The 24412-nt window shown below is 65.4% G+C and carries 21 protein-coding genes and 1 pseudogene; 16 read left to right on the top strand and 6 right to left on the bottom strand.

Annotated elements, in window-relative coordinates; translation table 11 throughout:
* Positions 1-13: 13 nt before the first annotated feature.
* Together KBY71_RS08185 and KBY71_RS08180 are read left to right on the top strand one after the other, a co-directional pair.
* Entirely contained in the window at positions 14-1111 is a 1098-nt protein-coding gene (locus tag KBY71_RS08185) for a phosphotransacetylase family protein (protein WP_254928439.1), read from the top strand.
* A 36-nt stretch (positions 1112-1147) separates the two neighbouring features.
* The gene (locus KBY71_RS08180; protein WP_190390567.1) at positions 1148-1660 is read left to right on the top strand and encodes a DNA recombination-mediator protein A; all 513 of its coding nucleotides are present in this window, start codon (positions 1148-1150) and stop codon (positions 1658-1660) included.
* A gap of 18 nt (positions 1661-1678) precedes the next feature.
* Here the strand turns inward: KBY71_RS08180 and KBY71_RS08175 are convergent, their stop codons facing one another.
* Positions 1679-2098: an MAPEG family protein gene (locus tag KBY71_RS08175; protein ID WP_254928438.1), complete on the bottom strand. Its 420-nt coding sequence runs from the start codon at positions 2096-2098 to the stop codon at positions 1679-1681.
* A gap of 84 nt (positions 2099-2182) precedes the next feature.
* Between KBY71_RS08175 and KBY71_RS08170 the strand changes: the two genes are divergently transcribed.
* Genes KBY71_RS08170 through ggt form a run of 3 tightly spaced genes read left to right on the top strand, consistent with a single transcriptional unit; the run spans position 2183 to position 8223 of the window.
* Complete coding sequence (locus KBY71_RS08170; protein WP_254928437.1) at positions 2183-2674, top strand: YajQ family cyclic di-GMP-binding protein; 492 nt, start codon at positions 2183-2185, stop codon at positions 2672-2674.
* Entirely contained in the window at positions 2675-6433 is a 3759-nt protein-coding gene (locus KBY71_RS08165; protein WP_254928436.1) for a hydantoinase B/oxoprolinase family protein, read from the top strand.
* The gene (ggt, locus tag KBY71_RS08160; protein WP_254928435.1) at positions 6430-8223 is read left to right on the top strand and encodes a gamma-glutamyltransferase; all 1794 of its coding nucleotides are present in this window, start codon (positions 6430-6432) and stop codon (positions 8221-8223) included. Before KBY71_RS08165 ends, ggt begins: the two co-directional genes overlap by 4 nt.
* Here ggt and KBY71_RS08155 read toward each other — a convergent pair.
* A complete protein-coding gene (locus KBY71_RS08155) occupies positions 8195-8722 on the bottom strand; it encodes a DUF308 domain-containing protein (RefSeq protein WP_254928434.1) in 528 nt (175 codons plus the stop codon). The genes ggt and KBY71_RS08155 overlap by 29 nt on opposite strands.
* Before the next feature lie 163 nt (positions 8723-8885).
* Here KBY71_RS08155 and KBY71_RS08150 point away from each other — a divergent pair, with 163 nt between their 5' ends.
* From KBY71_RS08150 to KBY71_RS08115, 8 genes are all read left to right on the top strand, one after another.
* On the top strand, positions 8886-9383 hold the full coding sequence (locus KBY71_RS08150; protein WP_254928448.1) for a DUF2231 domain-containing protein: 498 nt from the start codon (positions 8886-8888) through the stop codon (positions 9381-9383).
* The gene (locus tag KBY71_RS08145; RefSeq protein WP_254928433.1) at positions 9383-10003 is read left to right on the top strand and encodes a DUF2231 domain-containing protein; all 621 of its coding nucleotides are present in this window, start codon (positions 9383-9385) and stop codon (positions 10001-10003) included. Before KBY71_RS08150 ends, KBY71_RS08145 begins: the two co-directional genes overlap by 1 nt.
* On the top strand, positions 10000-10947 hold the full coding sequence (locus KBY71_RS08140; protein WP_254928432.1) for a cytochrome c oxidase subunit II: 948 nt from the start codon (positions 10000-10002) through the stop codon (positions 10945-10947). Before KBY71_RS08145 ends, KBY71_RS08140 begins: the two co-directional genes overlap by 4 nt.
* A gap of 4 nt (positions 10948-10951) precedes the next feature.
* Positions 10952-12628: a cbb3-type cytochrome c oxidase subunit I gene (locus tag KBY71_RS08135; RefSeq protein WP_254928431.1), complete on the top strand. Its 1677-nt coding sequence runs from the start codon at positions 10952-10954 to the stop codon at positions 12626-12628.
* Positions 12625-13218 (top strand): heme-copper oxidase subunit III, encoded by a 594-nt coding sequence (locus tag KBY71_RS08130; protein ID WP_254928430.1) that lies wholly within the window; start codon positions 12625-12627, stop codon positions 13216-13218. The genes KBY71_RS08135 and KBY71_RS08130 overlap by 4 nt, the downstream gene beginning before the upstream one ends.
* 10 nt (positions 13219-13228) lie before the next feature.
* Positions 13229-14746: a GMC oxidoreductase gene (locus KBY71_RS08125; protein WP_254928429.1), complete on the top strand. Its 1518-nt coding sequence runs from the start codon at positions 13229-13231 to the stop codon at positions 14744-14746.
* On the top strand, positions 14743-17418 hold the full coding sequence (locus KBY71_RS08120) for an MGH1-like glycoside hydrolase domain-containing protein (RefSeq protein WP_254928428.1): 2676 nt from the start codon (positions 14743-14745) through the stop codon (positions 17416-17418). The genes KBY71_RS08125 and KBY71_RS08120 overlap by 4 nt, the downstream gene beginning before the upstream one ends.
* A gap of 91 nt (positions 17419-17509) precedes the next feature.
* A complete protein-coding gene (locus KBY71_RS08115) occupies positions 17510-19108 on the top strand; it encodes a GMC family oxidoreductase (RefSeq protein WP_254928447.1) in 1599 nt (532 codons plus the stop codon).
* 40 nt (positions 19109-19148) lie between these two features.
* Here the strand turns inward: KBY71_RS08115 and KBY71_RS08110 are convergent, their stop codons facing one another.
* The 3 genes from KBY71_RS08110 to KBY71_RS08100 are packed head-to-tail and all read right to left on the bottom strand — an operon-like array spanning position 19149 to position 21646.
* Complete coding sequence (locus KBY71_RS08110) at positions 19149-19646, bottom strand: DoxX family protein (protein ID WP_254928427.1); 498 nt, start codon at positions 19644-19646, stop codon at positions 19149-19151.
* Between the two features lie 18 nt (positions 19647-19664).
* Positions 19665-20678: a VOC family protein gene (locus KBY71_RS08105; protein ID WP_254928426.1), complete on the bottom strand. Its 1014-nt coding sequence runs from the start codon at positions 20676-20678 to the stop codon at positions 19665-19667.
* A gap of 56 nt (positions 20679-20734) precedes the next feature.
* A complete protein-coding gene (locus KBY71_RS08100) occupies positions 20735-21646 on the bottom strand; it encodes a DMT family transporter (RefSeq protein ID WP_254928425.1) in 912 nt (303 codons plus the stop codon).
* A 142-nt stretch (positions 21647-21788) separates the two neighbouring features.
* Here KBY71_RS08100 and KBY71_RS08095 point away from each other — a divergent pair, with 142 nt between their 5' ends.
* Genes KBY71_RS08095 through KBY71_RS08085 form a run of 3 tightly spaced genes read left to right on the top strand, consistent with a single transcriptional unit; the run spans position 21789 to position 24153 of the window.
* A complete protein-coding gene (locus tag KBY71_RS08095; RefSeq protein ID WP_254928424.1) occupies positions 21789-22604 on the top strand; it encodes an SDR family NAD(P)-dependent oxidoreductase in 816 nt (271 codons plus the stop codon).
* A 44-nt stretch (positions 22605-22648) separates the two neighbouring features.
* Positions 22649-23362 (top strand): hypothetical protein, encoded by a 714-nt coding sequence (locus KBY71_RS08090; protein ID WP_254928423.1) that lies wholly within the window; start codon positions 22649-22651, stop codon positions 23360-23362.
* Positions 23362-24153: a potassium channel family protein gene (locus tag KBY71_RS08085; RefSeq protein WP_254928422.1), complete on the top strand. Its 792-nt coding sequence runs from the start codon at positions 23362-23364 to the stop codon at positions 24151-24153. The genes KBY71_RS08090 and KBY71_RS08085 overlap by 1 nt, the downstream gene beginning before the upstream one ends.
* Here the strand turns inward: KBY71_RS08085 and KBY71_RS08080 are convergent.
* A pseudogene (locus KBY71_RS08080) lies at positions 24086-24412 on the bottom strand (NAD(P)/FAD-dependent oxidoreductase); the annotation flags it as partial. The gene KBY71_RS08085 and the pseudogene KBY71_RS08080 overlap by 68 nt on opposite strands.

Raw genomic sequence — 24412 nt, 5'->3', positions numbered from 1 at the left:
GCGGGGTTGACCGATGGCCCCCACCTTGCTGATCGGCTCCTGCGAATCCTTCAGCGGCAAATCCGCCGTGGTGCTGGGGCTGGCCCGCCAGCTCAGCCGCTTGGGCGTGCCGGTGCGCTTCGGCAAGCCCCTGGCCACCAGTCTGGATGCCCCAGGCGCCCAGGCCAGCTCCTCGGCCCTGTTGGATGCGGATGTGCGTTTCATCGGCGCCACCCTGGGGCTGCCGGAGTCGCAGCTGATTCCCTCCTTGCACGTCCTGGATGCGGCGACAGCCCAGCAGCGGCTGCTGCAGGGGGATCTGGAGCCAGGGGCAGGGTTTCCCCTCTTGCAGCAGCAGTTGGAGGCCGCCTCCGATGGGCTCACCTTGCTTGAGGCTGCCGGCAGCCTCCACGAGGGCCTGCTGTACGGACTCAGCCTGGGCCAGCTGGCCCGGGGGCTGCAGGCGCCGGTGCTGCTGGTGCACCCCTGGACGGACAGCTGCAGCATTGATCCCCTGCTGGCGGCTCAGGCCGAGCTGGGCGACAACCTGGCTGGGGTGGTGCTCAATGCCGTCAATCCCGACCTAGTGCCCCAGCTCCGCGCCGAGCTGTTGCCGGCCCTGGAACGGTTGGGGCTGCCGGTGCTCGGAGTGATGCCCCAGAGCCCCCTGCTGCGCAGCGTCACGGTGGAGGAGCTGGCGCTGCGCCTGGGGGCCGAGGTGCTGTGCTGCCCCGAGCGCCTCGATCTGCTCGTGGAAACCCTCTCGATCGGCGCCATGAACGTCAATTCGGCGATGGAGTTTTTCCGTCGCCGCCGCAACATGGCGGTGGTGACCGGCGCCGATCGCACCGACATCCAGCTCGCGGCCCTGGAGGCCTCCACCCAGTGCCTGATCCTCACCGGAGCCGGAGATCCCCTGCCCCAGCTGCTCAACCGGGCCGAGGAGCTCGAGGTGCCCCTGCTGAAGGTGGAGCACGACACCCTCACCACCGTGGAGGTGATTGAACAGGCCTTTGGCCACGTGCGGCTGCACGAGGTGGTGAAGGCCAGCTTTGCCTTCCGGTTGGTGGAAGAGCATTGCGATTTCACCCGACTGTTCGCGAGGTTGCAGTTGCCCGCGCTGGCCAAATAACGCTGCTAGTTTCAAAGGGCAGGCTGGCGGCTACTGGTGACCCGGTCCCTTGATCTTCCGGCGCTCGATCGGATCGACACCCTGGCCCAGGAGCTGGCCATGCTCCAGGACCGGAGCAAGCGGCGCATCGCCATTCTGGGCAGCCGCCACGTGCCGGTGGTGTCGATCCATCTGGTGGAACTGGTGGCCCGCTCCCTGGCCCAGGAGGGCCACAACCTGATCACCTCCGGTGCCCAGGGCGTGAATGCGGCGGTGATTCGCAGCGTCCTGGAGATTGATCCGGCCCGGCTTACCGTGTTGCTGCCCCAAAGCCTCGATCGTCAGCCGGGCGAATCCCGCGACCAGCTCGAGCGGGTGCTGCACCTGGTGGAGAAGCCCGAGCACGACGAGCTGCCCCTGCCGATGGCCAGCAGCCTCTGCAACCAGGACATCATCAGCCGCTGTGACCAGCTGATCTGCTACGCCTTCCACGACAGCGAGACCCTGCTGGCCAGCTGCCGCGTGGCCGAGGACATGGGCAAGGTGGTGAGCGTGATGTTCTTCGACTGAGCCCGCTGGACGCGGAACTTAGCCCCCCAGCACCGCCTTCAGCCCCTCGGCGTAAAGCACTCCCGTGCACACCAGGCCGCCGGCCCAGCAGAGCCCGCGCAGCGGCGGCTTGTTGGCCACGTACACGGCGATGTAGGCCAGCCGCAGGGCCGGATGGATCCAGGCGGCGGCCAGGGCCAATGGGCTCGTCACCCCCGCCAGCAGGCAGAGCAGGGCCGCCGGGGCGTGCAGGGTGAACGCTTCAAAGCAGTTCTGGTGGGCCCAGGCGGCCCGCTTGCCCCAGTCCGGCAGGCGCTCGAACATCGCCCGCGGGGCTGCCAGGTCGGCCATCTGGAAGTTGGCCTGGGAACGGGCGGCTCCCAGGGGCACCGTGCTGAACACCACCACGCCGGCGGCCAGCAACAACGACCAGGCGAATGGGGCGAGGGCGGCGTTCATGGCGGCGGATGGACGAACAATGCCTCCAGGTTGGCAGGCCGCACCTACGATCCGCAGACGTTCCCGACCAGCCTGACTAGCCCCATGGCCGACACCTATTCCTTTGATGTGGTGAGTGATTTCGATCGCCAGGAGCTCGTCAACACGATCGATCAGGTGCGCCGCGACGTGGGCACCCGCTACGACCTCAAGGACTCGAACACCGAGATCGAGGTGGAGGAGACGAGCCTCACCATCACCACCGCCAGCGACATGACCCTCCAGGCCGTGGAGGATGTGCTGCGCCAGAAGGCCACCAAGCGCAATCTCTCGCTCAAGATCTTCGACTTCCAAACCCCCGAGGCGGTGGGCGGCAACCGGGTGAAGCAGGTGGTGAAGCTGCGCAAAGGGCTCACCCAGGAGCTGGCCAAGAGCCTGAGCAAAACCGTGCGGGACGAGCTCAAGAAGGTCACCGTGTCGATCCAGGGCGACAGCCTGCGGATCACCGGCAAGAGCAAGGACGACCTGCAGCAGGCCATCAACCTGCTCAAGGCCCAGGACGTCGAGGTGCCCCTGCAGTTTGAGAACTACCGCTGAGTGGCGGGTTGGCGGTTCTGGATTGATCGCGGCGGCACCTTCACCGATGTGGTGGGTCGTAGTCCCGCTGGCGCGCTGGTGGTGCGCAAGGTGCTGTCGGTGCAGCCCGAGTGCCCCGGCGATCCGGCGGTTCGGGCCATCCGGCAGGTGCTTGCTCTGGAGCCGGGCCTGGTGGACGAGGTGCGGCTCGGCACCACCGTGGCCACCAATGCCCTGCTGGAGCACCGCGGTGCCGGAGTGGTGCTGCTGATCAACCGGGGCTTGGCCGATCTGCTCACCATTGGCGACCAGCACCGCCCCGACCTCTTTGCCCTGGAGATCGAGCGGCCCCATCCCCTGACGGTGCGCGTGCTGGAGGTGGCTGGGCGCCTGGCGGCCGATGGCTCCGTGTTGGAACCGCTCCAATGGGCCGACGATCTCCAGCAGCAGCTGCGGCAAGCCCAGGCCGATGGCTACTCCACCTGCGCCGTTGGCTTGCTGCACAGCACCTCCAATCCCTGTCACGAGCTCCAGCTGGGCGCGTGGCTGGAGCCCCTTGGCTTTGAAGCCGTGGTGCTGTCCCACCGGCTCAGTGGCCGGCCCCGGCTCGTGCCCCGCGGCCAGACCGCCTTGGTGGAGGCGGCGGTGGCACCGGTGCTGGGGCGTTATCTCCACCAGGTGCAGCAGGCCCTGGGCCCCGCCACGCGCCTGCAGGTGATGCGCTCCAGCGGCACCCTGGCGGCTCCGGAGGCCCTGCTGGCTAAGGACACAATTCTCTCGGGGCCGGCCGGCGGCATGGTGGGCGCGGTGTCCGTGGGGCTCCAGGTGTTGGAGGCTGCCGGATTGCCGCCCCAGCCGATCGTCGGTTTCGACATGGGGGGCACCTCCACGGATGTGTTCCATTTCGATGGACGGCACGGTGATCTGGCCTGGGAGCGCAGCCCCACCACGGAGATCGTGGGCTTGCAGCTGCAGGCTCCGATGCTGCCGATCCACACGGTGGCGGCCGGTGGCGGTTCGATCCTGCATTTCGATGGCCAGCGGCTGCTGGTGGGGCCGGCCTCAGCCGGGGCCGATCCGGGGCCGGCGGCTTACCGCCGCGGAGGCCCGGCCACGATCACCGATGCCAACGTGTTGCTGGGCCGCTTGCCGGTCGCGGCCCTGCCGGCGGTGTTTGGTCCCAGTGCTGACCAACCCGCCGATGGCGAGGCCGTGCGGCGGTGCTTTGCCGCCCTGGCGGCCTCCATGGCCGCGGTGGCACCGGGCATCACGCCCGAGCGGGTGGCCGAGGGAGCCCTGCAGATTGCCATCGAGACGATGGCGGAAGCGGTGCGCCGCATCTCCATCCAGCGCGGCCACGACCTGCGTGAGGCGTTGCTGGTGAGCTATGGCGGGGCCGGCGGCCAACACGCCTGCCGGCTGGCTGAGGTGCTGGGGCTGCCGCGGGTGCTGCTCCATCCCCTCGCCGGGGTGCTGTCGGCCTACGGCCTCGGCATGGCCGAGCAGAGGGTGCTGCTCGAGTGTTCGCCGCGGCTGCCCCTGGAGCCCGCCGCCCTGCCGGTGTTGCGCCAGCGGGCGGCCGCGTTGGTGCGTCAGGCCGTGGCGGAGCTGCCCGAGGGGGCTGGCTCTGGAGAGGCCCCCCTCCGGATCGGGATGCGCCTGGAGATCCGGGCCGGTGGGCGGGAGCAGGGGCTGGAGGTGGCTTGGTCCCCCGAGCCGTCCAACGATGCCGCCACGGTGGAGGCGCTCCGGCAGGCCATTTCAGGGAGCCATCGCCAGCGCTACGGCACCTGCCCCAGCGGGGAGCACTGGATCGTGGAGCGGCTGCTGGTGGAGGTGGCACCAGGCACGTCGCCGGAGGCTCCTGGGCCGCGGATTCCGCCCGCCTCGGCCCAATTTGACACCGCCCGATCTGACACCGCCCGATCTGAAGCGGCCAGGCCCCAGGCTGATACCACCCCCCTGTGGCTGGGTGAGGAGGCTGGTTGGCAGCCCGTGCCCCTGTGGCGCCGAGGCCAGCTCATGCCGCAGCAGCGGCTGGAGGGGCCGGCCCTGGTGGTGGACCTCACCACCACCACCGTGCTGGAGCCCGGTTGGCAGGCCACCGTGATGGCGGATGGGGCCCTGCTGCTGGAGCGGCTGGTGATCGAGGTGGCCCCACGCCCTGCCGAGGTGCTCGCATCTGGTGATGTGCACCGCCCCGACCCCACCCTGCTGCAGCTCTACAACCACCGCTTCTCCGCCATTGCTGAGCAGATGGGGGTGCGGCTGCAACAGAGCGCCCGTTCGGTGAACATCCGCGAACGGCTCGATTTCTCCTGTGCCCTCTTCGATGCCGCCGGCCGGCTCGTGGCCAATGCTCCCCACATTCCGGTGCACCTGGGTTCGATGGGCGAGAGCGTGGCCAGCCTGCTGGCGGCCATCGCCTGCGGCGATCGTCGGCCCCTGGCTCCAGGGGATGTGGTGCTCTCCAACAACCCCTACAACGGCGGTACCCATCTGCCGGATATCACAGCGATCACGCCCCTGTTTGGCCCGGAGCCCGGGGGCGGGCCCCTGTTCTTTGTGGCCTCGCGCGGCCACCACGCCGATGTGGGGGGCATCACCCCCGGCTCGATGCCGGCCTTCAGCCGCACTATCGCTGATGAGGGCCTGCTGCTCGACAACGTGCTGTTTCTCAGCGATGGCGGCTTCGATGAGGCCAGTTGGCGGCAACGCCTCGCAGCGGGGTGCCATCCGGTGCGCAACCCCGACCAATTGCTCGCCGACCTCCAGGCCCAGGTGGCGGCCAACCGCCTGGGGGTTGGGGAGCTCGACCGCCTGATCGGGCGCTATGGCCTGAGCGAGGTGCAGGCCTACATGGCCCACGTGCGGGCCCATGCCGCCGAAGCGGTGGCCCGGGCCATGGCAGGGCTGCGCAGCGGCCAGGCCCGGGTGGAGCTCGACCATGGCGGTCAGATCCAGGTGGCGGTGCAGATCGATGCCGGTGCACGCCGGGCCCGGGTGGATTTCAGCGGCACCTCCCCCCAGCACGACGGCAACCTCAACGCCCCCCTGGCCGTGACCAAGGCGGTGGTGCTCTACGTGTTCCGCTGCCTGGTGGGGGAGGCCATCCCGCTCAATGCCGGCTGTTTCGAGCCCATCGACCTGATCGTGCCGGAGGGATCCCTGCTCCATCCCCGGCCGCCGGCGGCGGTGGTGGCCGGCAATGTGGAGATCTCCCAGGCGGCAGCCAACGCCCTGTTCGCCGCCCTCGGGATCCAGGCGGCGGCCCAGGGCACGATGAACAACCTCAGCTTCGGCAATGCCCACTGCCAGTACTACGAAACCATCTGCGGCGGCACCGGTGCGGGGATTCGGCCGGGTGATGGGGGCTATGCGGGGGCCTCCGCGGTGCAGAGCCACATGACCAATTCCCGCCTCACCGATCCGGAAATCCTCGAATCGCGGTTTCCGCTGCGGGTCGAGCAGTTTGCGATCCGCACGGGTTCGGGGGGAGCCGGCTGCTTCTCCGGTGGTGATGGCGTGGTGCGGCAGTTGCGTTTCCTCGAGCCCGTCACCGCAGCCCTGATTTCCGGTTCGCGCCGGGTGGCGCCGGCGGGTCTGGCCGGCGGCTTGCCAGGAGCCTGCGGCCGCAACAGCTGGATCGGGCCGGATGGCTCGATCCGTCAGCTGGAAGGATCCTGTGAGCTGGAGCTGCAGGCCGGTGAGGCCCTGCGCATTGAAACCCCGGGCGGCGGCGGGTACGGGGTGCCCGCTGGAGCGCCTGCCTGCCCATGAATGGATGGAGGCCGCTGCTGGGCTTGGGGCTGGTACTGGCGGGGCCGGTGCGTGCCGATGTGCTGCAGGAACGCAGCCAGCGCTTTCACAGCCAGTGGTCGCCTGGGGGCATGGTGGCCAGCCAGGAGCAGGTGGCCTCCCGCGTGGGGGCGGCCGTGCTGGCCCGGGGGGGCAATGCGGTGGATGGGGCCGTGGCCACGGCCTTCGCCCTGGCGGTCACCCTGCCCCAGGCTGGCAATCTGGGCGGGGGTGGTTTTCTGGTGCTCTGGTTGCCGGGCCCCTCACCGGCCGCGGCCCGCGGCTGTCTTGCGGGGGGCGCAGAGATCCGGGTGGGTCGGGGCACGGCGGTGGCGGTGAACTTCCGCGAAACCGCTCCTTTGGCCGCAACGGCCGGGATGTTCCTGGGCCCTGATGGTGAGGCCGACCGCCAGCGGGCCACCCGCAGCCCCTTGAGTGTGGCGGTGCCCGGCACGCCCGCCGGTCTGCTGCTCGCCCAGCGCTGCTACGGCCGCCTGCCGCGGGCCGCCGTGCTGGCACCAGCCATTCGCCTGGCCCAGCAGGGGTTCCCCGTGGGCAAGGAGCTGGCCGATTCCCTGCGGCAGGCGGCGCCCCTGCTCCAGGACGATCCCACCTCTGCCGAGCTCTTCCTGTTACACCCGCTGCGCCCCGGAGCCCGGTTCCGTCAGCCCCTGCTGGCTGCCAGCCTGCAGCGCATTGCCAACCAGGGCGAGCGTGGCTTCTACCAGGGGCCGATCGCCGACTCCCTGGTGACGTTGATGCGCCAACGGGGTGGTTTGATTCGCCATGCCGATCTCGATGGCTACCGGGCCCAGTTGGTGCGGCCCTTGCAGGTGCGCTTCCACGGCCATCCGGTGCTCACCATGCCGCCCCCCAGCGGCGGTGGCGTCACCCTGGTGCAGCTGCTCCAGGTGCTGGAGCCCATGCCCCTGGCGGAGCTCGGCCTCAACGGCGCCGCCAGCTTGCATCGGATGGTGGAGGCGATGAACCTCGCCTACCGCGATCGCAACCACTGGCTCGGCGATCCCGATCAGGTGGCCATGCCCCTGGAGCGCCTGCTCAGCCCGGCCTATGCCACCAGCCAGCGTGCCCGCATCCGCAGCGATCGCCATCGTCCGGCCGCCGAGTTGGCCGCTGAGGCCCCCAGCTCCGGTGGCACCAACACCACCCATCTGTCGGTGGCCGATCGCCAGGGGGGGCTGGTGGCCCTCACCACCACGCTCAACTTCGCCTACGGCAGTGGCATCAGCGTTCCCGGCGCCGGTTTCCTGCTCAACAACGAGATGGACGACTTCACCGCCAAGCCCGGCGTGGCCAATGCCTACGGCCTGGTGCAGGGAGCGGCCAATGCCATTGCCCCCGGCAAACGGCCCCTCAGTTCGATGACCCCCACCCTGGTGTTTCGCCGCGATGGGCGCCCCTGGCTGGCCACGGGCAGTCCTGGCGGGAGCCGCATCATCACCACGGTGCTGCAGGTGCTGCTCAACCGCCTGGTGCATGGGTTGAATCTGGCCTCAGCAGTGGCCAGCCCCCGCATCCACTCCCAGCTCTGGCCCGATCAGATCAGTGTGGAGCAGGGCCTCAGCCCCGACACCAGGGCGCTGCTGCAAGCCCTGGGGCACCAGGTGGTGGTGGCACCCGCGATGGGTTCGGCCAACAGCGTGGAGGTGCTGGCCGAGGGGGGAACCCTGGGGGTCGCCGACCCCCGGCGTCTCGATGCCGCCGCCATGGGCGAGCTGCAGCTCAAGCGGCCGGTTGACTCGGAGCCGTGATCAGGTTGATGGCGGAGAAGGCCAGACCAATGCCGAACAACATGCCGATCGCCCAGATGCTGTCCGAGGGCCATTCAGCGATCAGCATGCCGCCGAGCACGGCCGTGACGATGCCGTCCAGCAGCACCAGCCCGCGGGCGGCCCCTTGGCCGGTGGCGGCGGCGGCCAGTTCCATCACCCCCTCAAAGGCGAGCAGGAAGCCCACAAACAAAGTGAGGCTCACTTCGCTGGCCACGGGGAACACCAGCACCCAGACACCGCCGCCCAGGTAGAGCAGGCCGGAGAGCAGACGGAAGATCTTGCCCTTGCTGTCGGGCTCGCCGGTGAGCCGCAGCAGCTGGGATACCCCCGCAACCACCGACACGGCGCCGACGGCGATGGTGAGCAGGGTGGCCGACACGAACGGCAGCACGATCGACAGCCCGGCTGCAGCAAACAGCAGGGCGGCGGTCACCCAGCGCAGGGTTGGAGAAGTGGGAACCGTCACCGAATCAGACACGGAAGAAAGGTCAGTTTAAATCGCTTACTGGGCATCCCTGGCCCGGTATGAAGGCTTGCGTGGTCAGCAAAACAGCACGCGCACGTAGCAAACCATCACAGCTTGCGGCGCCCTTGCCACGCCCTCTGCAGGGTGATTGGCATCCCTGTTTGACGTGGGCCCCATGCTTGAGCTGCTGCCGCCGCTCAACGACCACAACCTCCCCTGGATGGATACCCTCCATCCAATCGTGGTGCACTTTGTGATCGCCATGGGCTTGATCACGTTTGTGTTTGATTTGATTGGTGTCCTCACCCGCAGGTCGGCCCTGTTTGAGGTCAGCTTCTGGAATCTGCTGTTCGCCACCGCCGCCATCTTTGTGGCGATCATCTTTGGCCAGGTGGAAGCAGGGTTGGCCAATCCCTATGGGGCCTCCCGCGACATTCTCAACCTGCACAGCACGATCGGCTGGTCGTTGGCAGGTGTGCTGTCGTTGATGTCGGGCTGGCGCTATGTGATCCGCAGTAAGGACCCCCAGCAGCTGCCCCTGGCATTCCTCGGCGCCGGTGGCCTGCTCAGTGCCCTGATCGTGGTGCAGGTGACCCTCGGTAACCAACTCATCTGGGTGTACGGGCTGCACACGGTGCCCGTGGTCCAGGCCATGCGGGCGGGGTTGGTGTGATGGCCGCCTTCATTCCGGTGGGTTCGCCGATTGAGCAGTTGGCCTCGGATCTGGGCTCCAACGGCCTGCCCTATGCCCTGCCGATTCACCCCAACCTGGTGCATCTCACGATCGGTTTGTTCGTGATTGCCATCGCCTTTGATATTGCCGGCGCTCTCTATCCGGTGGAGAAGCGGGTGTTCCGCTTTCTGGCCCTGCCGGTGACCCGGGGTGGCTTTCACGATGTGGGTTGGTACAACCTGCTGGCCTGCGCCATCGCCACCTTCTTCACCGTGGCGGCTGGCTTCTTCGAGATGCTGCTGGCGGTGCCCCTGCCGGGAGTCACCAGCACCATTGGGCTGCAGAGCATGGAGACGATGCTCTGGCATGGCGTTGGCGGTGTTGTGATCCTGCTGGTGATCGTCGCGATGACGGTGTGGCGGGGCTACCAGCGCTTTGTCTGGCGCCGCGACATGGGGCGCCAGGTGCAGTGGCTCTACCTGCTGGTGGGGCTTGGGCTGTTTCTGGTGATCGGGCTGCACGGCACCCTCGGGGCCGAGTTGGCCGGCGAATTTGGTGTGCACATCACCGCTGATCAGTTATTGGCTGCGGGGGCTGATCTCAAGGAGGCCCTGCCATGAGCAACTCCTCTGGCCGTTCCCGGCTGCCGATCAGCGGCTTGGGCCTGGTGGCCCTGCTGGGCTGGATCGGCGCGCTGCTGGCCCTGAGCTGGTGGATGGCCCAGCAGTCCTACCGCTGGCTGCCGGTGCAGGCCTCCACCGCTGCTCCCTTGGTGGATGGGCTGTTCAGCTTTGAAACGGGCGTTGGCACCTTCGTGTTTGGGGCCGTGGTGTCGGTGATGGCGTGGGTGGTGTTGATGCACCGCGCCGAGAAATACGACGAAACCGATGCGGAGCCGATTGAGGGCAACACCCGGTTGGAGGTGATCTGGACGGCGATCCCCTTCGTGCTGGTCATGGCGATTGCGGTGTACGCCATTCGGGTGAACACCAGCCTGGGGGTGCTGGGGCCGATGGAGCACATCCACCTGGCCAATCCTGTCGAAGAGCAGGGTGGCTATCCCGCTGATCGCCTGCCCGCCGAGCAGGTGGAGGTGATCGCGCGGCAATGGTCGTGGGAATTCCGCTATCCCAAGGCCAACGTCTCCACCACCGAGCTCCATTTGCCGGTGGATCAGCCCGTCACCTTCCGTCTCGTTTCCGATGACGTGTTGCATGGCTTCTACATCCCGGCTTTCCGCCTCAAGCAGGACGTGATCCCGGGCCGGGCGATCAACTTCAACCTCACCCCCACCCGCGAGGGGCGCTACCGCCTGCGCGATTCCCAGTTCAGCGGCACCTGGTTTGCGGCCAACCAGGCCGATGTGGTGGTGGAGAGCGCAGATGACTACCAGGCCTGGCTTCAGAACGCAGCCCGGCAGCCGCTGCAGCCAGGTCTCAGTGATGCCGTTGGCGAGTACGGCGAGCGCAAGCAGCTGAAGAATCCCGGCTGGGCCACCGTGCCACCGGCTCCGCCCCCCCAGGTGAACGTTCCCGGATCCAACACCCTGCCGCACGACGCCTGAGCCCATGACTTCCGCCACCTTCCCTTCAAGCCCTCCGGAAAACCAGTCCTGGAACCGGTACTTCGGGTTCAACACCGATGCCAAGGTGATTGGGATTCAGTATATCGTCACGGCCTTTTTCTTCTTCCTGATCGGTGGCCTTTTGGCCATGATTATCCGTGGTGAGTTGATCACGCCGGCGTCTGATCTGGTGGACAGAACGGTGTACAACGGCATCTATACGATGCACGGGACCATCATGTTGTTCCTGTTCATCTTTCCGGTGCTGAACGGGCTGAACAACCTGTTGATTCCCACCATGATCGGGGCTCCCGATATGGCCTTCCCGCGGCTCAACGCGGTGGCCTTCTGGTTGGTGCCGATTTTCGGTTTTTTGTTGATCGCCAGCTTTTTTGTCCCCGGCGGTCCTGCCTACTCCGGCTGGTGGTCCTATCCACCGGTGAGCATTCAGAACCCCCTGGGCCACTTCATCAATGGCCAGGGCCTCTGGTTGACGGCCGTCGCGCTTTCTGGGGTGTCCTCGATCATGGGCGCGGTGAATTTTGTGACCACGATCCTGCGGATGCGGGCTCCTGGGATGGGCTTTTTCCGCATGCCCGTCTATTGCTGGACCGCCTTGGCGGCCCAGAGTCTGCAGCTGATCGGACTGCCGGCCCTCACCGGTGGTGCGGTGATGCTGCTGATGGATCTCAGTTTTGGCACCAGCTTTTACGAGGCGGAGGGGGGTGGTGATCCGGTGCTCTATCAGCACTTTTTCTGGTTCTATTCCCATCCGGCGGTGTACGTGATCATTCTGCCGGTGTTTGGAATCTTCTCGGAGCTGTTTCCCGTCTATTCCCGCAAGCCCCTGTTCGGCTACGTGTATGTCTCGCTGGCCTCGTTCATCATCGTGGGCCTCGGCCTGATCGTGTGGGTGCATCACTTCTTCACCAGTGGCGTGCCCCAGTGGATGCGCAACCTGTTCATGGTCAACACCATGCTGATTTCGGTGCCCACCGGCGTGAAAGTGTTTGCCTGGCTGGGCACCATCTGGCGTGGCAAGCTGCGGCTCACCACGCCCATGCTGTTTTGCCTGGGGGGCCTGTTCAACTTCGTGTTTGCCGGCATCACCGGTGTGATGCTGGCCACCGTTCCGGTGGACATCCACGTCTCCAACACCTATTTCGTGGTGGGCCATTTCCACTACGTGATCTATGGAGCCGCGGTGATGGGCATCTTCGCTGCGATTTACCACTGGTTTCCTAAATTCACCGGCCGCATGCCCTACGAGGGCCTCGGCAAGTTGCATTTCCTGCTCACCTTCATCGGGGCCAACCTCAACTTCCTGCCCATGCATCCCCTCGGTTTGATGGGGATGCCCCGGCGCGTGTCCAGCTACGACCCGGAATTCGCCTTTTGGAATGTGCTGGCCAGTCTGGGAGCCTTCCTGCTGGGGGTGTCGATCATCCCCTTCCTGCTCAATATGCTGAGTGCCTGGGTGAGGGGACCAAAGGCCACCCACAATCCCTGGAATGCCATCGGTCTGGAATGGTTGTTGCCGTCTCCGCCGCCGGAGGACAACTTTGGCGAGCACGTTCCCACCGTGATCTCCCGCCCCTATGGCTATGGCACCGGTGAACCGCTGGTGGAACACCAGGCTGAGATCGAACGCCAGCTCTGTCTGCAGGAGGCCAGCACATGACTGCCACCGTTCATCAGCCACCGGATCATCCGAAAGCTGAGCATCAGAATCACAACCTCACCGGCTTCATCATCTTTCTCTGCTCTGAGAGCGTCATTTTTCTGGCCTTCTTCAGCGGCTTCGCCCTGCTGAAAACCAGTGCCCTGAATTGGTTGCCAGCGGGTGTGGAGGGCCTGGAGTGGCGCATGCCCCTGATCAACACCGTGGTGCTGGTGTCCAGTTCCGGAACCATTTGGTTGGCGGAGCGTTGCATGGCCAAAGGCAACCTGGTCGGATTCCGCACGTTCTGGTTGGTCACTATGGCTCTGGGGGCTTACTTCCTCTATGGCCAGGCGGTCGAATGGAGTGGCCTTCAATTTGGCTTCACCAGTGGCGTGTTCGGGGGCACGTTCTACCTGCTCACAGGCTTTCACGGCCTGCATGTGGCCACAGGCGTGTTTCTGATGGGCCTGATGCTGGTGAAATCCTTTATCCCCCAGAACTACGTGGGGGGAGAACAGGGTGTGCAGGCCACATCGCTGTTCTGGCACTTCGTGGATGTGATCTGGATCATCCTGTTTGTGCTCATTTACGTCTGGCAGCGCAGCTGAGGACCTCTTCATGATTATCGACGACCGCCATTACGACGTCATTGTCATCGGCAGCGGAGCCGCCGGGGGAACCATGGCCCGTTCCCTGGCCGAGGCCGGCCATGCGGTGCTGCTTCTGGAGCGGGGCCAGCAGATGTCCCTGGCCGATCAGAACGTGGCCGATGTCGACCTGTTCCGCAAGGATCGCTACCACCCCAAGGAGCAATGGTTTGGCACCGATGGGGATCCCTTCTCACCCCAAACGATCTATGCCCTGGGAGGCAACACCAAGATTTGGGGGGGCGTGCTGGAGCGGTTGCGCGAGCGGGAACTGGCGGGCCTCGCCCTGCAGGAGGGACAGGCACCGGCTTGGGGGCTCAGTTATGGCGATCTTGAGCCCTGGTACGACCAGGCGGAGAGCCTCTACCGCGTCCATGGCCGACGCGGGGTGGACCCAACCGAGCCCAGCGCCCGCGGCAATTACGCTCTCGCCCCCAAACCCGTTGAGCCCTTCTTTGAAGAGCTGCGTCTGGCCTTGGGCCGCCAGGGGGTGAATCCTTACCACCTGCCCCAGAGCTGGTCGGAATCCGTGGCGGATCCCAGTGGCGATGCGGAGTTGTTCGGGGTGGATCCCGCCCGCGCCTCCACCTCGGTGGTGGTGAGGACCGGGGCCCAGGTGCAACGGTTGCACGTCAATCCCACGGGTACGGAGGTGCGGGGGGTGGAGGCCCTGGTGGACGGCCAGAGCTGGTTGTTCATGGCTCATCAGGTGGTGCTGGCGGCTGGGGCCGTCAACAGCGCGGCGATCCTGTTGCGTTCAGGCACCGATCGCCATCCCCGGGGGCTGGCCAACGGCTCCGACCAGGTGGGCCGCAATCTGATGAAGCTGCAGCTCACCTCGATCCTGCAACTCGCCACGGAAGCCAACAGCGGCCGCTATGGGCGGAGTTATGGCATTAACGACTACCTCTGGGGCGATCAGAATGTCTCCTTCCCCCTCGGTTCGATCCAGAACGGTGGTGGGGTTCTGCAGGATGCCCTGTTCGCTGAGTCACCGCCGGTGCTCTCCCTGGTGACCAAGCTGCTGCCCAACTTCGGCCTCGAACAGCTGGCCTCACGTTCAATCAGCTGGTGGGCGATGAGCCCGGTGCTGCCCGATCCCCACAACCGCGTCAGCCTGCGGGGGGATCGTATCCAGATCACCTACCAGCCCAACAACCGCGAGGCCCATGATCGCCTCGTCTATCGCTGGATCGACACGCTCAAGGCGGTGGAGGCCGACCCCGACTGCCATGTGGTGAAGCAGGCACCCACCCATCCCCGCGGTGAGGCGCCCCTATCGGCGATGGGCTACAGCTGCGGCACCTGCTGCATGGGCGACAATCCGGCGACGTCGGTGGTGGATTTGCAGGGCCGTAGCCATGAGGTGGCCAACCTCACGATTGCCGATGCCAGTGTGTTTCCCGCTTGCCCGGCCATGGGCTTTGGCCTCACGGTGATCGCCAATGCCCTGCGGATGGCCGACGATCTGAAGGCGTCCCTGCGATGACCGATCCCATTCCCACCGAGTCCAGACGCATGGCCGAGCGTGACTGCGGTCACGCGCCCTGGAGCCTGTGGGGCAGCTACCTGCCCGATCGCCAGTGGGGCACCGTGCGCGAGGACTATTCCGCCGACGGCGATGCCTGGCGCTCCTTTCCCCACGACCATGCCCGCTCGCGCGTTTACCGCTGGGGAGAAGACGGTCTACTCGGCCTTTGCGATGAGCAGTGCCGCCTGTGTTTTTCCCTGGCCCTCTGGAACGGCCAGGATCCGATTCTCAAGGAGCGGCCCTTCGGCCTGGGCAACCCCGAGGGCAACCACGGCGAAGACCTGAAGGATTACTACTTCCACATCGCCAATACCCCCACCCACAGCTTCATGCGGGGGCTGTACAAATATCCGCAGACCCGCTTTCCCTACGAGCAGTTGGTGGAGGAAAACGGTCGCCGTGACCGCGATCAGCCGGAATACGAGCTGGTGGATACGGGCCTGTTCAACGAGAGCCGCTACTTCGATGTGTTCATCGACTACGCCAAGGCCTCTCCCACTGACCTCCTGATCCGCATCCGGGCGATCAACCGCGGGCCGCAGGCCGCGCCGTTGAGCCTGTTGCCCACCTTGTGGCTGCGCAACACCTGGTCCTGGGGCTATCCCGATGCCACCCGCCAGCCGATGCGACTGGAGGGGGAGCGGCTGATCACCCCGGCCCTGGCCGATCTGGACTCCTATGAGTTGTTGTTGAACGGTCCGGGTCGCTGGATGTTCACCGACAACGAGACCAACAATGAGCGCCTCTTCGGCCAGCCCAACACGACACCCTTCCAGAAGGATGGCTTCCACCGCTTCCTGATCGAGGGCGAGCAGGGTGCCATCAATTCGGTCGGTGAGGGCACCAAGGCCGCCGCCCTGCTGCAGCACACCCTGGAACCGGGCGAAACCTGGACGGTGGAGTTGCGCTTGCGGGCTGTGGAGCAGCCGGATTCCGCTGCCGATTCAGCGCCGTTCGGCGATGCTTTTAATGCCCTGTTTGAGGCCCGCGAGCAGGAGTGGCAGGCCTACATGGAGCACCGCCTGCCGGGTTTGGATCCCGACGATCGGCTCATCCACAACACGGCCCTGGCGGGCCTGCTGTGGTGCAAGAAGTACTACGGCTGGAGCGTTCAGCGCTGGCTGGAGGGCGATCCCACCCATCCGGCGCCACCGCCTGAGCGCCAGCAAAGCGATACGGCCCAGTGGCGACGGTTGCACGCCCACGACATCATCGCCATGCCGGATGCGTGGGAGTACCCCTACTTCTGTCAGTGGGACCTGATGTTCCACGCCGTGTCGTTCGCGATTGTGGATCCGGCCACGGCCAAGCAGCAGTCGATGTTGCTGCGCTCGCCCCACTACACGGCCCCCAACGCCCAGACCCCTGCCTACGAGTGGGCCCTCTCCGATCCCAACCCGCCGATTGGGGCCTGGGCGGTGATGCGGATCTTCCAGATTGAGCGCAAGCAGGCCGAGGGAACGGCTGATTTCTCCTACCTGCGCTCTGCCCTGCGCAAGCTGTTGCTCGAGTATGGCTGGTGGGCCAACCGCAACGACCGCTCCGGCGACAACGTGTTTGAGGGCGGCTTCCTCGGCCTCGACAACATCGCCGTGTTCGACCGGCGCTTCCCCCTGTCTGATGGCAGCCATATCGAGCAATGTGATGGCACGGCCTGGATGGCGTCGCTCAGCCTAAACCTGCTGAATATTGCGGTGGAGCTCAGTCGTGATCAGGCCGAATACGCCGATCTGTGTGAGCGATTCGTCTACGACTTTGTGCAGTTGGCGGTTACCCTCAACGCACCGATCACCCATTCGTACCTCAACTGGGACGAGCAGGATGGCTTCTATTACGACGTGATCAAGCGGCCCGATGGCAGCAGCGATTTTCTGCGAACCCGCTCGGTGTCGGGCCTGATTCCGCTGCTGGCGGTGGCCAGCTACGACGTCGAGACGGTGGAGCGCCTGCCGGTGCTGGATGTGCTCAAGAGCCTGTCCTGGTTTGTGCATGAGCGCACCAGTCCCACCTGGCTGCAGTCCAATTTGGGTCGCTGGCACAACGATCGCGTTCTGTTCACCCTGGTGCCCGAAGAGCGGCTGCGACGGATCTGTGAACGGCTCTTCGATGAAGACGAGTTTCTCTCGCCCTACGGCATCCGGGCCCTATCCAAGGTGTATGCGGACAATCCCTATCGCTACACCGAGGGGTCAGATAGTGAAGAGCTGCGCTACAGCCCTGCCGACAGCCCGGTGGCCATGTTTGGTGGCAATTCCAACTGGCGCGGGCCGGTGTGGATGCCGATGAATTTTCTGCTGATCGAATCGCTGCAGAAGTTTGCCCACTTCTATGGCGATAGCTTCAAGGTGGAGTTTCCCACCCGCTCCGGCAACTGGATCAACCTCTGGGATGCCTCGCTGCAGCTGCAGAGTCGCCTGGTGGGAATCTTCCGACGCGATGCCCTGGGCCGGCGTGCCTTCAACGGCGATGTGAACCTCTTCCAGGACGACCCCCATTGGCGCGACCTGATCCTGTTCAACGAATACTTCCATGGTGACAACGGCCGCGGTGTGGGTGCTTCCCACCAGACCGGTTGGAGCGCCGTGGTGGCCAAGATGATCAATCAGCTGCATCGTTATCCCACCGGTTGACGTTCACCCCAGAACGTCAACTGCCGATCACGACTTTCCCCTCGCTTCCCCAATGATGGCCCCGGTGTCTTCCCAGGATCTGCTCACCGGCATCCACAGCTCACCCCTGCCCGTTGCCGAGCAGCAACACGTCGCCAACGGTGCCCACTTCGATGTGGTGATCATCGGCAGTGGTGCCGGTGGTGGCACCCTGGCCCGCACCCTGGCTGCCTCGGGTCTGAAGATCCTGGTGCTGGAGCGGGGTGACTGGCTTCCCCAGGAGCCCCAGAACTGGGATGCGGAAGAGGTGTTCCAGAAGAACCGCTACGTCTCCAAGGACGTGTGGCATGACAAGCACGGCAAGCCGTTCCAACCGGGTAGCCATTACTTCGTGGGGGGTGCCACGAAGATGTATGGGGCGGCCCATTTCCGGTTGCGTCAGCAGGATTTCGAGGTGCTGCGTCACTTTGACGGCCTCTCACCGGCCTGGCCCCTGCGCTACAGCGATTTCGAGCCCTGGTATCAGCGGGCGGAGGAGCTCTACCACGTGCATGGCCTGCGCGGAGAGGATCCCACCGAGCCCCCCTGCAGTGGCCCCTATCCCCACCCGCCGGTGGCCCATGAGCCCCGCATCCAAAAGTTGGTGGATGACTTGCGAGCCGCCGGCTTGCACCCCTCCCACGCCCCCAGTGGGGTGATGCTGGATGAGGCCAACATGGCCTTCAGCCGTTGCCGTAAGTGCAACTGTTGCGACGGTTTCCCCTGCCTGGTGCACGCCAAGAGCGATGCCGACGTGCTGGGGATGCGCCCCGCCCTGGCCAGCACGACGGTGTCGTTGCTCACTAGGGCCGAGGTGCGCCGCTTGCACACCGATGCCAGCGGCCGGAGCGTGACGGCGGTGGAACTGCAGCGCGACGGTGAAACCCTCCAGGTGAGTGGCGATGTGGTGGTGGTGAGCTGTGGTGCGGCCAACAGCGCCCGGCTGCTGCTGATGTCGGCGAATGATCGCCATCCCCGCGGCCTGGCCAACGGCTCCGACCAGGTGGGCCGCAACTACATGTTCCACAACAGCAAGGCGATGGTGGCCCTGGCCCATGAGCCGAACACCACCGTGTTTCAGAAAACCATCACGATCAACGACTGGTATCTGGGGGATGCGGACTTCGACTACCCGATGGGCAACATCCAGATGACTGGCAAGACCAACGGCCAGATCATGAAGGGCTATGCGCCGCTGGAAACCTTCCTGATGCCCGGCTGGTCGATGGACAAGATTGCCGAGCACGCCCTGGATTTCTGGATCTCCTCAGAAGATCTGCCGGATCCCGATAACCGGGTCACCATCGACGGCGAGGGCCATATTCACCTCAGCTACACCCCCAATAACCAGACGGCGGCCCAGCGGCTCTATGGCCGGCTCTCGGGGATGCTGGATCACCTGTATCTGAAGAATCATTTGGTGGAGCGCCAGATTTACATCAAGAGCGAGATGTCGATCGCCGCGGTGGGCCATCAGGCGGGCACCTGTCGCTTTGGCAGCGACCCGGCTACGTCTGTGCTCGATCTCAACTGCAAGGCCCATGAGCTCGACAACCTCTACGTTGTCGATACCAGCTTCATGCCAACTATCGGCGCGGTGAACCCCTCGCTCACCGCCATTGCCAATGCCCTGAGGGTCGGCGCCCATCTGGTTGACCGTCTGACCGTCTGACCGTCTGAGGGCCTGACCGTCTGAGGGCCTGAGCCTTGGCTTAGGCCAGCAGGCTGCGAACCAGATCGGCGATCAGCAGGTTGTCGAGGGAGAACAGGCCGCCACCGCAGCTGGCCAACACCGCGCACATCACGACGTACATGGCCGCCTTTTCCCAGCTTGGGGGGTCACCCACGCCCATGGGGCCGGCGTAATCACCGGGGGGAATCTGGTAGGGATCGGGGGCGATGAAGGGAAAGCCCGCCTTCAGCTCCACCACCACCGCGTAGGCCATCGACACCAGGATCGCCAGGGCCGCCAGGGGGGTGAGCAATCCCGGAATCAGGGCGATGCCGGCACCCCACATCGAAAAGGCCGAGAGAAAGCAGAGCCATTGCGGCGTCTGCATGGCCGTGGCCCAGGTCTTGAGGTTGCGCAGCTTGGGCCAGCCGTGGCGGATGAAGCAGATCCCCAGAAACACCCGCATCACCAGCAGGGATGCCTGGGCAAGGGTGGAGGGTGCCGCCGGCACCAGCAGCTCCACCACGGTGCTATCCATCGGGGCTGGGCTACAGGGTCAGCTCAAGGTACCCAGATCTGCCCATCCCTGCACCAGTTGCACCTGATGGCCATCGGGGTCGGCGAGTTGCAGGGCGCGCTCACTGCCCACCAGGGCGGCCTGGTGGCCCAGCTCGATCACTCCGCCATGGAGCGGTTGCCCGCCGTAGGTCTCCGCCTTGGCGGCGATGGGATCCAGATCGTCAACCCCCAGACGGATCTGCCAGTGGGCCAGATCCTGGGCGCCCTGGTCGGAGGGTCGGGGCCGGCCGCTGTTGGGGGGCTGGTAGTTGAGGCACTCCACGCCAGCGCCCGTGGGGCAGCGATGGCCGGTGATGCGCACCCGCGTGTCCTCCAGCCCATCAAGTCCATCTTGGGTGGGGCCGCTGTTCACGCCATCGCCGCACAGCCTCAGGCCCAGCAGGGCGTCGTAGAAGCGGCAGCTGCGGAGGGTGTCGGCGACGCTGAGGGCGCTGTGGTCGATCCCCAGGAAGGGTGCGCTGGCGGGCTGGGGGCCATGCCACCGGGGCTCGCCCTTGTCGGGCGGGAACTGGAGCAGCTCCAGGTTGTGCCCCTCCGGATCGCGGAATTTGAAGGCCTGGATGCCGGCGGCGGCGGTGTTCCATTCCGGCAGCGTTTGAGGCGCGCTGGACACCCCCACCAGGGAGCCCTCGGCAATGGCCTGGCGCGCCTTGGCGCTGGCGGCCTCCAGATCACTCACCACGATGCAGATGTGCTGAAACCAGAGGTCGCAGCTGCGGGAGTCGGCCGGGATCGGGCGTCCTGGCCGCAGGCCGCTGCCCAGGTGCAGGATCTCGGTGAGCTCCAGGATTTCGTCGCCGAGATGGAGCCGCACCAGCTTTAGCCGGGAGCCGGGCAGCCCCACCAGCTGGGCATAGGGGCCCGCGTCCACCAACAGCGTGTCACCGCGTTGGAATCTCAGGGTGCCTTCAAAAAATTGGGCGGCCGCTTCGGCGTCGGTCGTGGTGAAGCCAGCGCTGCAAACGTGCGGGAGGAGAGGAGAGGGCGGCATCAGCGGGGAATGGGATCGGTGATGGTTGGCCTGACCGACGGGCGCGCGTGCTGTCTTTAGGAAGGGCTGCTGCGGCCGGTGGCCTGGTTGACGATGCTCATCACACCGCCCAGACAGATCAACACAGTTCCCAAAACAACGCCGAGATCGGGAATCTGCTGGAACCAGATCCAGCCGATCAGGCCGGCAAAGATGACGGAGGAGTACTGAAAGGCTCCGATGGAACTGGGATCGGCAAAGCTGTAGGCCTTAATCAACAAGAACTGGAAGCTCAGGAGACAGGCTGCTGACGCCAAAACCAGCAGTCCCTGATTCAGGCTGATCCCGTGAAAATGCCCCACCATCGCCAGGGTCGTCATGACCGTCCCGATGCTGAGGAAGTACCAGAGCTGGGTGAGGGGTGATTCGGTGCGATTCAGCCCTTTGACGGTGAGAAATTCAACCGCGCATACGAAGCCAGCCGCCAGGCCGAGCAGGTCGCCGGGTTGATCCAAAACGCTCATACTCGGCTTGACGACGATCACCATGCCGGCGAAGCCCACTGCCAGCGCTATCCAGAGGCTGCGGGGAATGCGCTGCTTGAGCACCAACCAGGCCAGCAGCGGAATAAACAGCGGCGTGGTGTTGAGCAGCACGTTGGCATTCACCAGGTTCACCAGCTTGGCGGCGGTCATGAACAGCAAAAAACCGCCCATGCCCGTGCCGCCGCGCAGGAGGTGCAGGTGAAGGGCTTGGGTTGGCAGATCGCGGCCCTGCCGGGCGATCAAGACGGGAACCAACATCACCAAGGCCAGCAGAAAGGTGAGCCAGGTGAACATCACCGCATCCATGCTCGGGCCCACGGCCCGGGCGAAGGCGCTCTGGAGGGTGTTGGCCAAAAAGGCTGCCACAAGCAGCAGTGATCCCTTCAGCATGGATCCCTGCAACATCGAGCCCTCGGGAATGACTGCGCGTTGAGCGCTCTCCATGGCCGTCGCCCATCGCTGGCGCTCAGGGTAGGGGGCAGATCTGGTCCTGGCGATGGCGAAGGCTTTGGTGCTGAAGGTGTTGCAGCCTGCGGCGCGGCCGCCCCGATCTGCTTACCCTGCGGCAATCCAACCCTGTTGCACCATGACCGCCAGTTCCACCACCAATCCCCTGGCTGGCCAGAGCCTCTCCACCTTCCTGCAGGGCAAGGTGGCGATCGTCACCGGTGGCAACAGCGGCATTGGCAAGGCGATCGTGGAAAACCTGGCCGAATTGGGCGCCAAGGTGGTGATCGACTACCGCTCCCATCCCGAGGCCACCGAGGACCTGGAGCGGGAGATCGGCAGCTATGGCGGCAGCAGCTATGGCGTTCAGGCCGATGTGTCGAAGCTTGATGATCTGCAGCGGCTGGTGCAGGCGGCCGTGGACAAGTACGGCCGCCTGGACGTGATGGTGAACAACGCCGGCGTCGAGACCCGCACCTCGATCCTCAACACCACACCCGACGATTTCGACAAGGTGTTGAACGTCAACCTGCGCGGTGTGTTCTTTGCCTGTCAGTACGCCGCCAAGCAGATGATCGCCCAAGGCGGCGGCGGCCGGATCATCAACATCTCCTCGGTGCACGAAGACTGGCCGATGCCGGAGAACACCCCCTACTGCTGTGCCAAGGGAGGGGTGCGCATGCTCACGCGCACGGCAGCGTTGGAGCTGGCCTCCCATGGGATCACCATGGTGAATGTGGGCCCCGGCGCCGTAGCTACGCCAATCAACGACTCCACCATGAACAATCCCGAGTTGCTGGCCAAGCTCGATGCGGCCATTCCCCTGGGCCGCATGGCCCAGCCGGAGGAGATTGCCCGGGTGGTGGGTTTCCTGGCCAGCGATGCGGCCAGCTACATCACCGCCACCACGATCTTTGCCGACGGCGGCATCATGCAGAGCAGCCCGGGGCTGTGATCGCTGGCTGAGCGGAGGGGATAGCAAGCACAGCAGGGAGCCACATGCGCATTACCCGTGAGGAGATCGTCCGATTGCGCAAGCGCCATCGTGGCTATCTGATCACGCTGGCCACGGAAGTGGCCCTGTTGCTGCTGTTGCCTGTTGCGCAGGGCTCCATCTGGCTGTTGTCCGGCTCGTTGATCGTGCTGGCATTGGTGTTGATGGTGTTCGTCAGCCGTTATTCCCCCCTGCGCAAAACCCGCCCGTTGATCTACGGGTTGGGTGGCCTCGCCATCGCCCTGGAATTGATCTGGCACCTGACCCTCACCACTCAGCCAGCCTTGGGTCGGGCGCTGACCATTCCCCATGTGATCGTCTGGCTGGTTTTTCTCTCCCTCGCGGTGATTCGCAAGGTCAAAACCTTGAACCGCGAGCCCTTCGTCACCGTGTCGGTGGTGATGGGTGCGGCCTCGGGTTACATGCTCGTGGGCCTGGCGGGTGGGCTGTTGCTCACCGCCCACTGGGTGCTCGATCCCTCCGCCTTTGACCTGACGGCGTTGCCGGCCGTGGGCTCCACGACGGCACTCCCCAATGTGGTGGTGGCACCGGCGCTGATGGCGGCTGCCTTCACCATGCTCACCACCATCGGCACCACGGTGCTGAAGACCAGCCATGTGTCCGGGCAGGTGGTGACCACGGTGATCACCGTGGTGGGCCAGCTGTATGTGGCCATCCTGATTGCCTTGATCCTCGGTCGTTTCCGCTGGAGGGCCTGATGCGCCAACGTCATCGCTTTTACCGCCATGTCTTTGGGGTTTGCCTGCTGGTGATGGCTTCGATGGCCTTCCCCTATCCACTGCGCTCCTTGGCACTCTCAGGGAATGCTCTGCTGATCGTGCTGCTGGCCTTTGAACTGGGCCAGCCCGTGCGACCCCGACAGACCCGTCGTCATTGGAGTGACATCCTCTACCGCTGGACCGGCCTGGCCGGTGTGGTCTTTCAGATCACGTGGATGGTCAGCCCGACCACCTTCGCTGTCGTGGGCTTTCCGGTGATGGTGGTGATCACGGCCTTCATCTTCTGGAGCCTGAAGCGGCTGTTGCTCTGCCTCGGCCAGGAAGCCCGCATCGGCATGGAGGTGCTGGCGGGGGCGGTGGCCGGCTACCTGTTGCTCGGGATCAGTGGAGGGTTGTTGTTTGGGGTGATGGAAACGGTGGCGCCGGGCAGTTTTGTGAGCCATACCGATGGTGGCCAGGCCCTGCTCCTGCGTGGGCTGCCCCTCAATGCGGCCGGGCTCCAGGTCTGGAGCCTCGATTTCACCCGCATCCAGTATTTCGCCCTGGTGAGTCTCACCACGCTGGGCTACGGAGACATCGTGCCGGCCACGCCTCCTGCCGAGATGGCGAGTGTGGCGTTGAGCATCTGTGGGCCCCTCTATCTGGCGATCGTGATGGGCCTGTTGATCAGTCGCCACACCTTGCAAAGCGAGGCGGAGCAGGTCAGGGGGCGGCCAGTGGACGTTCCAGCCCCACATCCACGTTCAGGTGCTGGTTCGGACGACCGGTGATCAGCAGGGAAGCCCGTTGGCGGGTGGCGATGGCCCACAGCCATTTGGTAAGCAGGCTGAGGCGATTTTCATTGGCGGGCATGAACATCAGGTGTGCCAGGCCCCAGAGGATCCAGCCCGGCAGGCCAGTCACCTTCAGGCCGCGCAGATCGGCCACCGCATGAAGCCGACCCAGCACCGCCATGGTGCCGAAATCGCTGAACTGGAAGGCCTTGTGCGGGCGGCCCTGGAGCTTGGCCACGATGTCGGCGGCCACCCA

The sequence above is a fragment of the Cyanobium sp. T1B-Tous genome, assembly GCF_024345475.1.
GTDB lineage: Bacteria > Cyanobacteriota > Cyanobacteriia > PCC-6307 > Cyanobiaceae > Cyanobium_A.
This window is presented reverse-complemented; position numbering and strand designations above follow the sequence as displayed.

Bases quoted from the DNA above. Each gene is read 5' to 3' on its own strand.
- KBY71_RS08185 (WP_254928439.1), top strand. From the start codon at position 14: ATGGCCCCCACCTTGCTGATCGGCTCCTGCGAATCCTTCAGCGGCAAA.
- KBY71_RS08175 (WP_254928438.1), bottom strand. From the start codon at position 2,098: ATGAACGCCGCCCTCGCCCCATTCGCCTGGTCGTTGTTGCTGGCCGCC.
- KBY71_RS08170 (WP_254928437.1), top strand. From the start codon at position 2,183: ATGGCCGACACCTATTCCTTTGATGTGGTGAGTGATTTCGATCGCCAG.
- ggt (WP_254928435.1), top strand. From the start codon at position 6,430: ATGAATGGATGGAGGCCGCTGCTGGGCTTGGGGCTGGTACTGGCGGGG.
- KBY71_RS08150 (WP_254928448.1), top strand. From the start codon at position 8,886: ATGCTTGAGCTGCTGCCGCCGCTCAACGACCACAACCTCCCCTGGATG.
- KBY71_RS08145 (WP_254928433.1), top strand. From the start codon at position 9,383: ATGGCCGCCTTCATTCCGGTGGGTTCGCCGATTGAGCAGTTGGCCTCG.
- KBY71_RS08140 (WP_254928432.1), top strand. From the start codon at position 10,000: ATGAGCAACTCCTCTGGCCGTTCCCGGCTGCCGATCAGCGGCTTGGGC.
- KBY71_RS08135 (WP_254928431.1), top strand. From the start codon at position 10,952: ATGACTTCCGCCACCTTCCCTTCAAGCCCTCCGGAAAACCAGTCCTGG.
- KBY71_RS08130 (WP_254928430.1), top strand. From the start codon at position 12,625: ATGACTGCCACCGTTCATCAGCCACCGGATCATCCGAAAGCTGAGCAT.
- KBY71_RS08125 (WP_254928429.1), top strand. From the start codon at position 13,229: ATGATTATCGACGACCGCCATTACGACGTCATTGTCATCGGCAGCGGA.
- KBY71_RS08120 (WP_254928428.1), top strand. From the start codon at position 14,743: ATGACCGATCCCATTCCCACCGAGTCCAGACGCATGGCCGAGCGTGAC.
- KBY71_RS08110 (WP_254928427.1), bottom strand. From the start codon at position 19,646: ATGGATAGCACCGTGGTGGAGCTGCTGGTGCCGGCGGCACCCTCCACC.
- KBY71_RS08105 (WP_254928426.1), bottom strand. From the start codon at position 20,678: ATGCCGCCCTCTCCTCTCCTCCCGCACGTTTGCAGCGCTGGCTTCACC.
- KBY71_RS08100 (WP_254928425.1), bottom strand. From the start codon at position 21,646: ATGGAGAGCGCTCAACGCGCAGTCATTCCCGAGGGCTCGATGTTGCAG.
- KBY71_RS08095 (WP_254928424.1), top strand. From the start codon at position 21,789: ATGACCGCCAGTTCCACCACCAATCCCCTGGCTGGCCAGAGCCTCTCC.
- KBY71_RS08090 (WP_254928423.1), top strand. From the start codon at position 22,649: ATGCGCATTACCCGTGAGGAGATCGTCCGATTGCGCAAGCGCCATCGT.
- KBY71_RS08085 (WP_254928422.1), top strand. From the start codon at position 23,362: ATGCGCCAACGTCATCGCTTTTACCGCCATGTCTTTGGGGTTTGCCTG.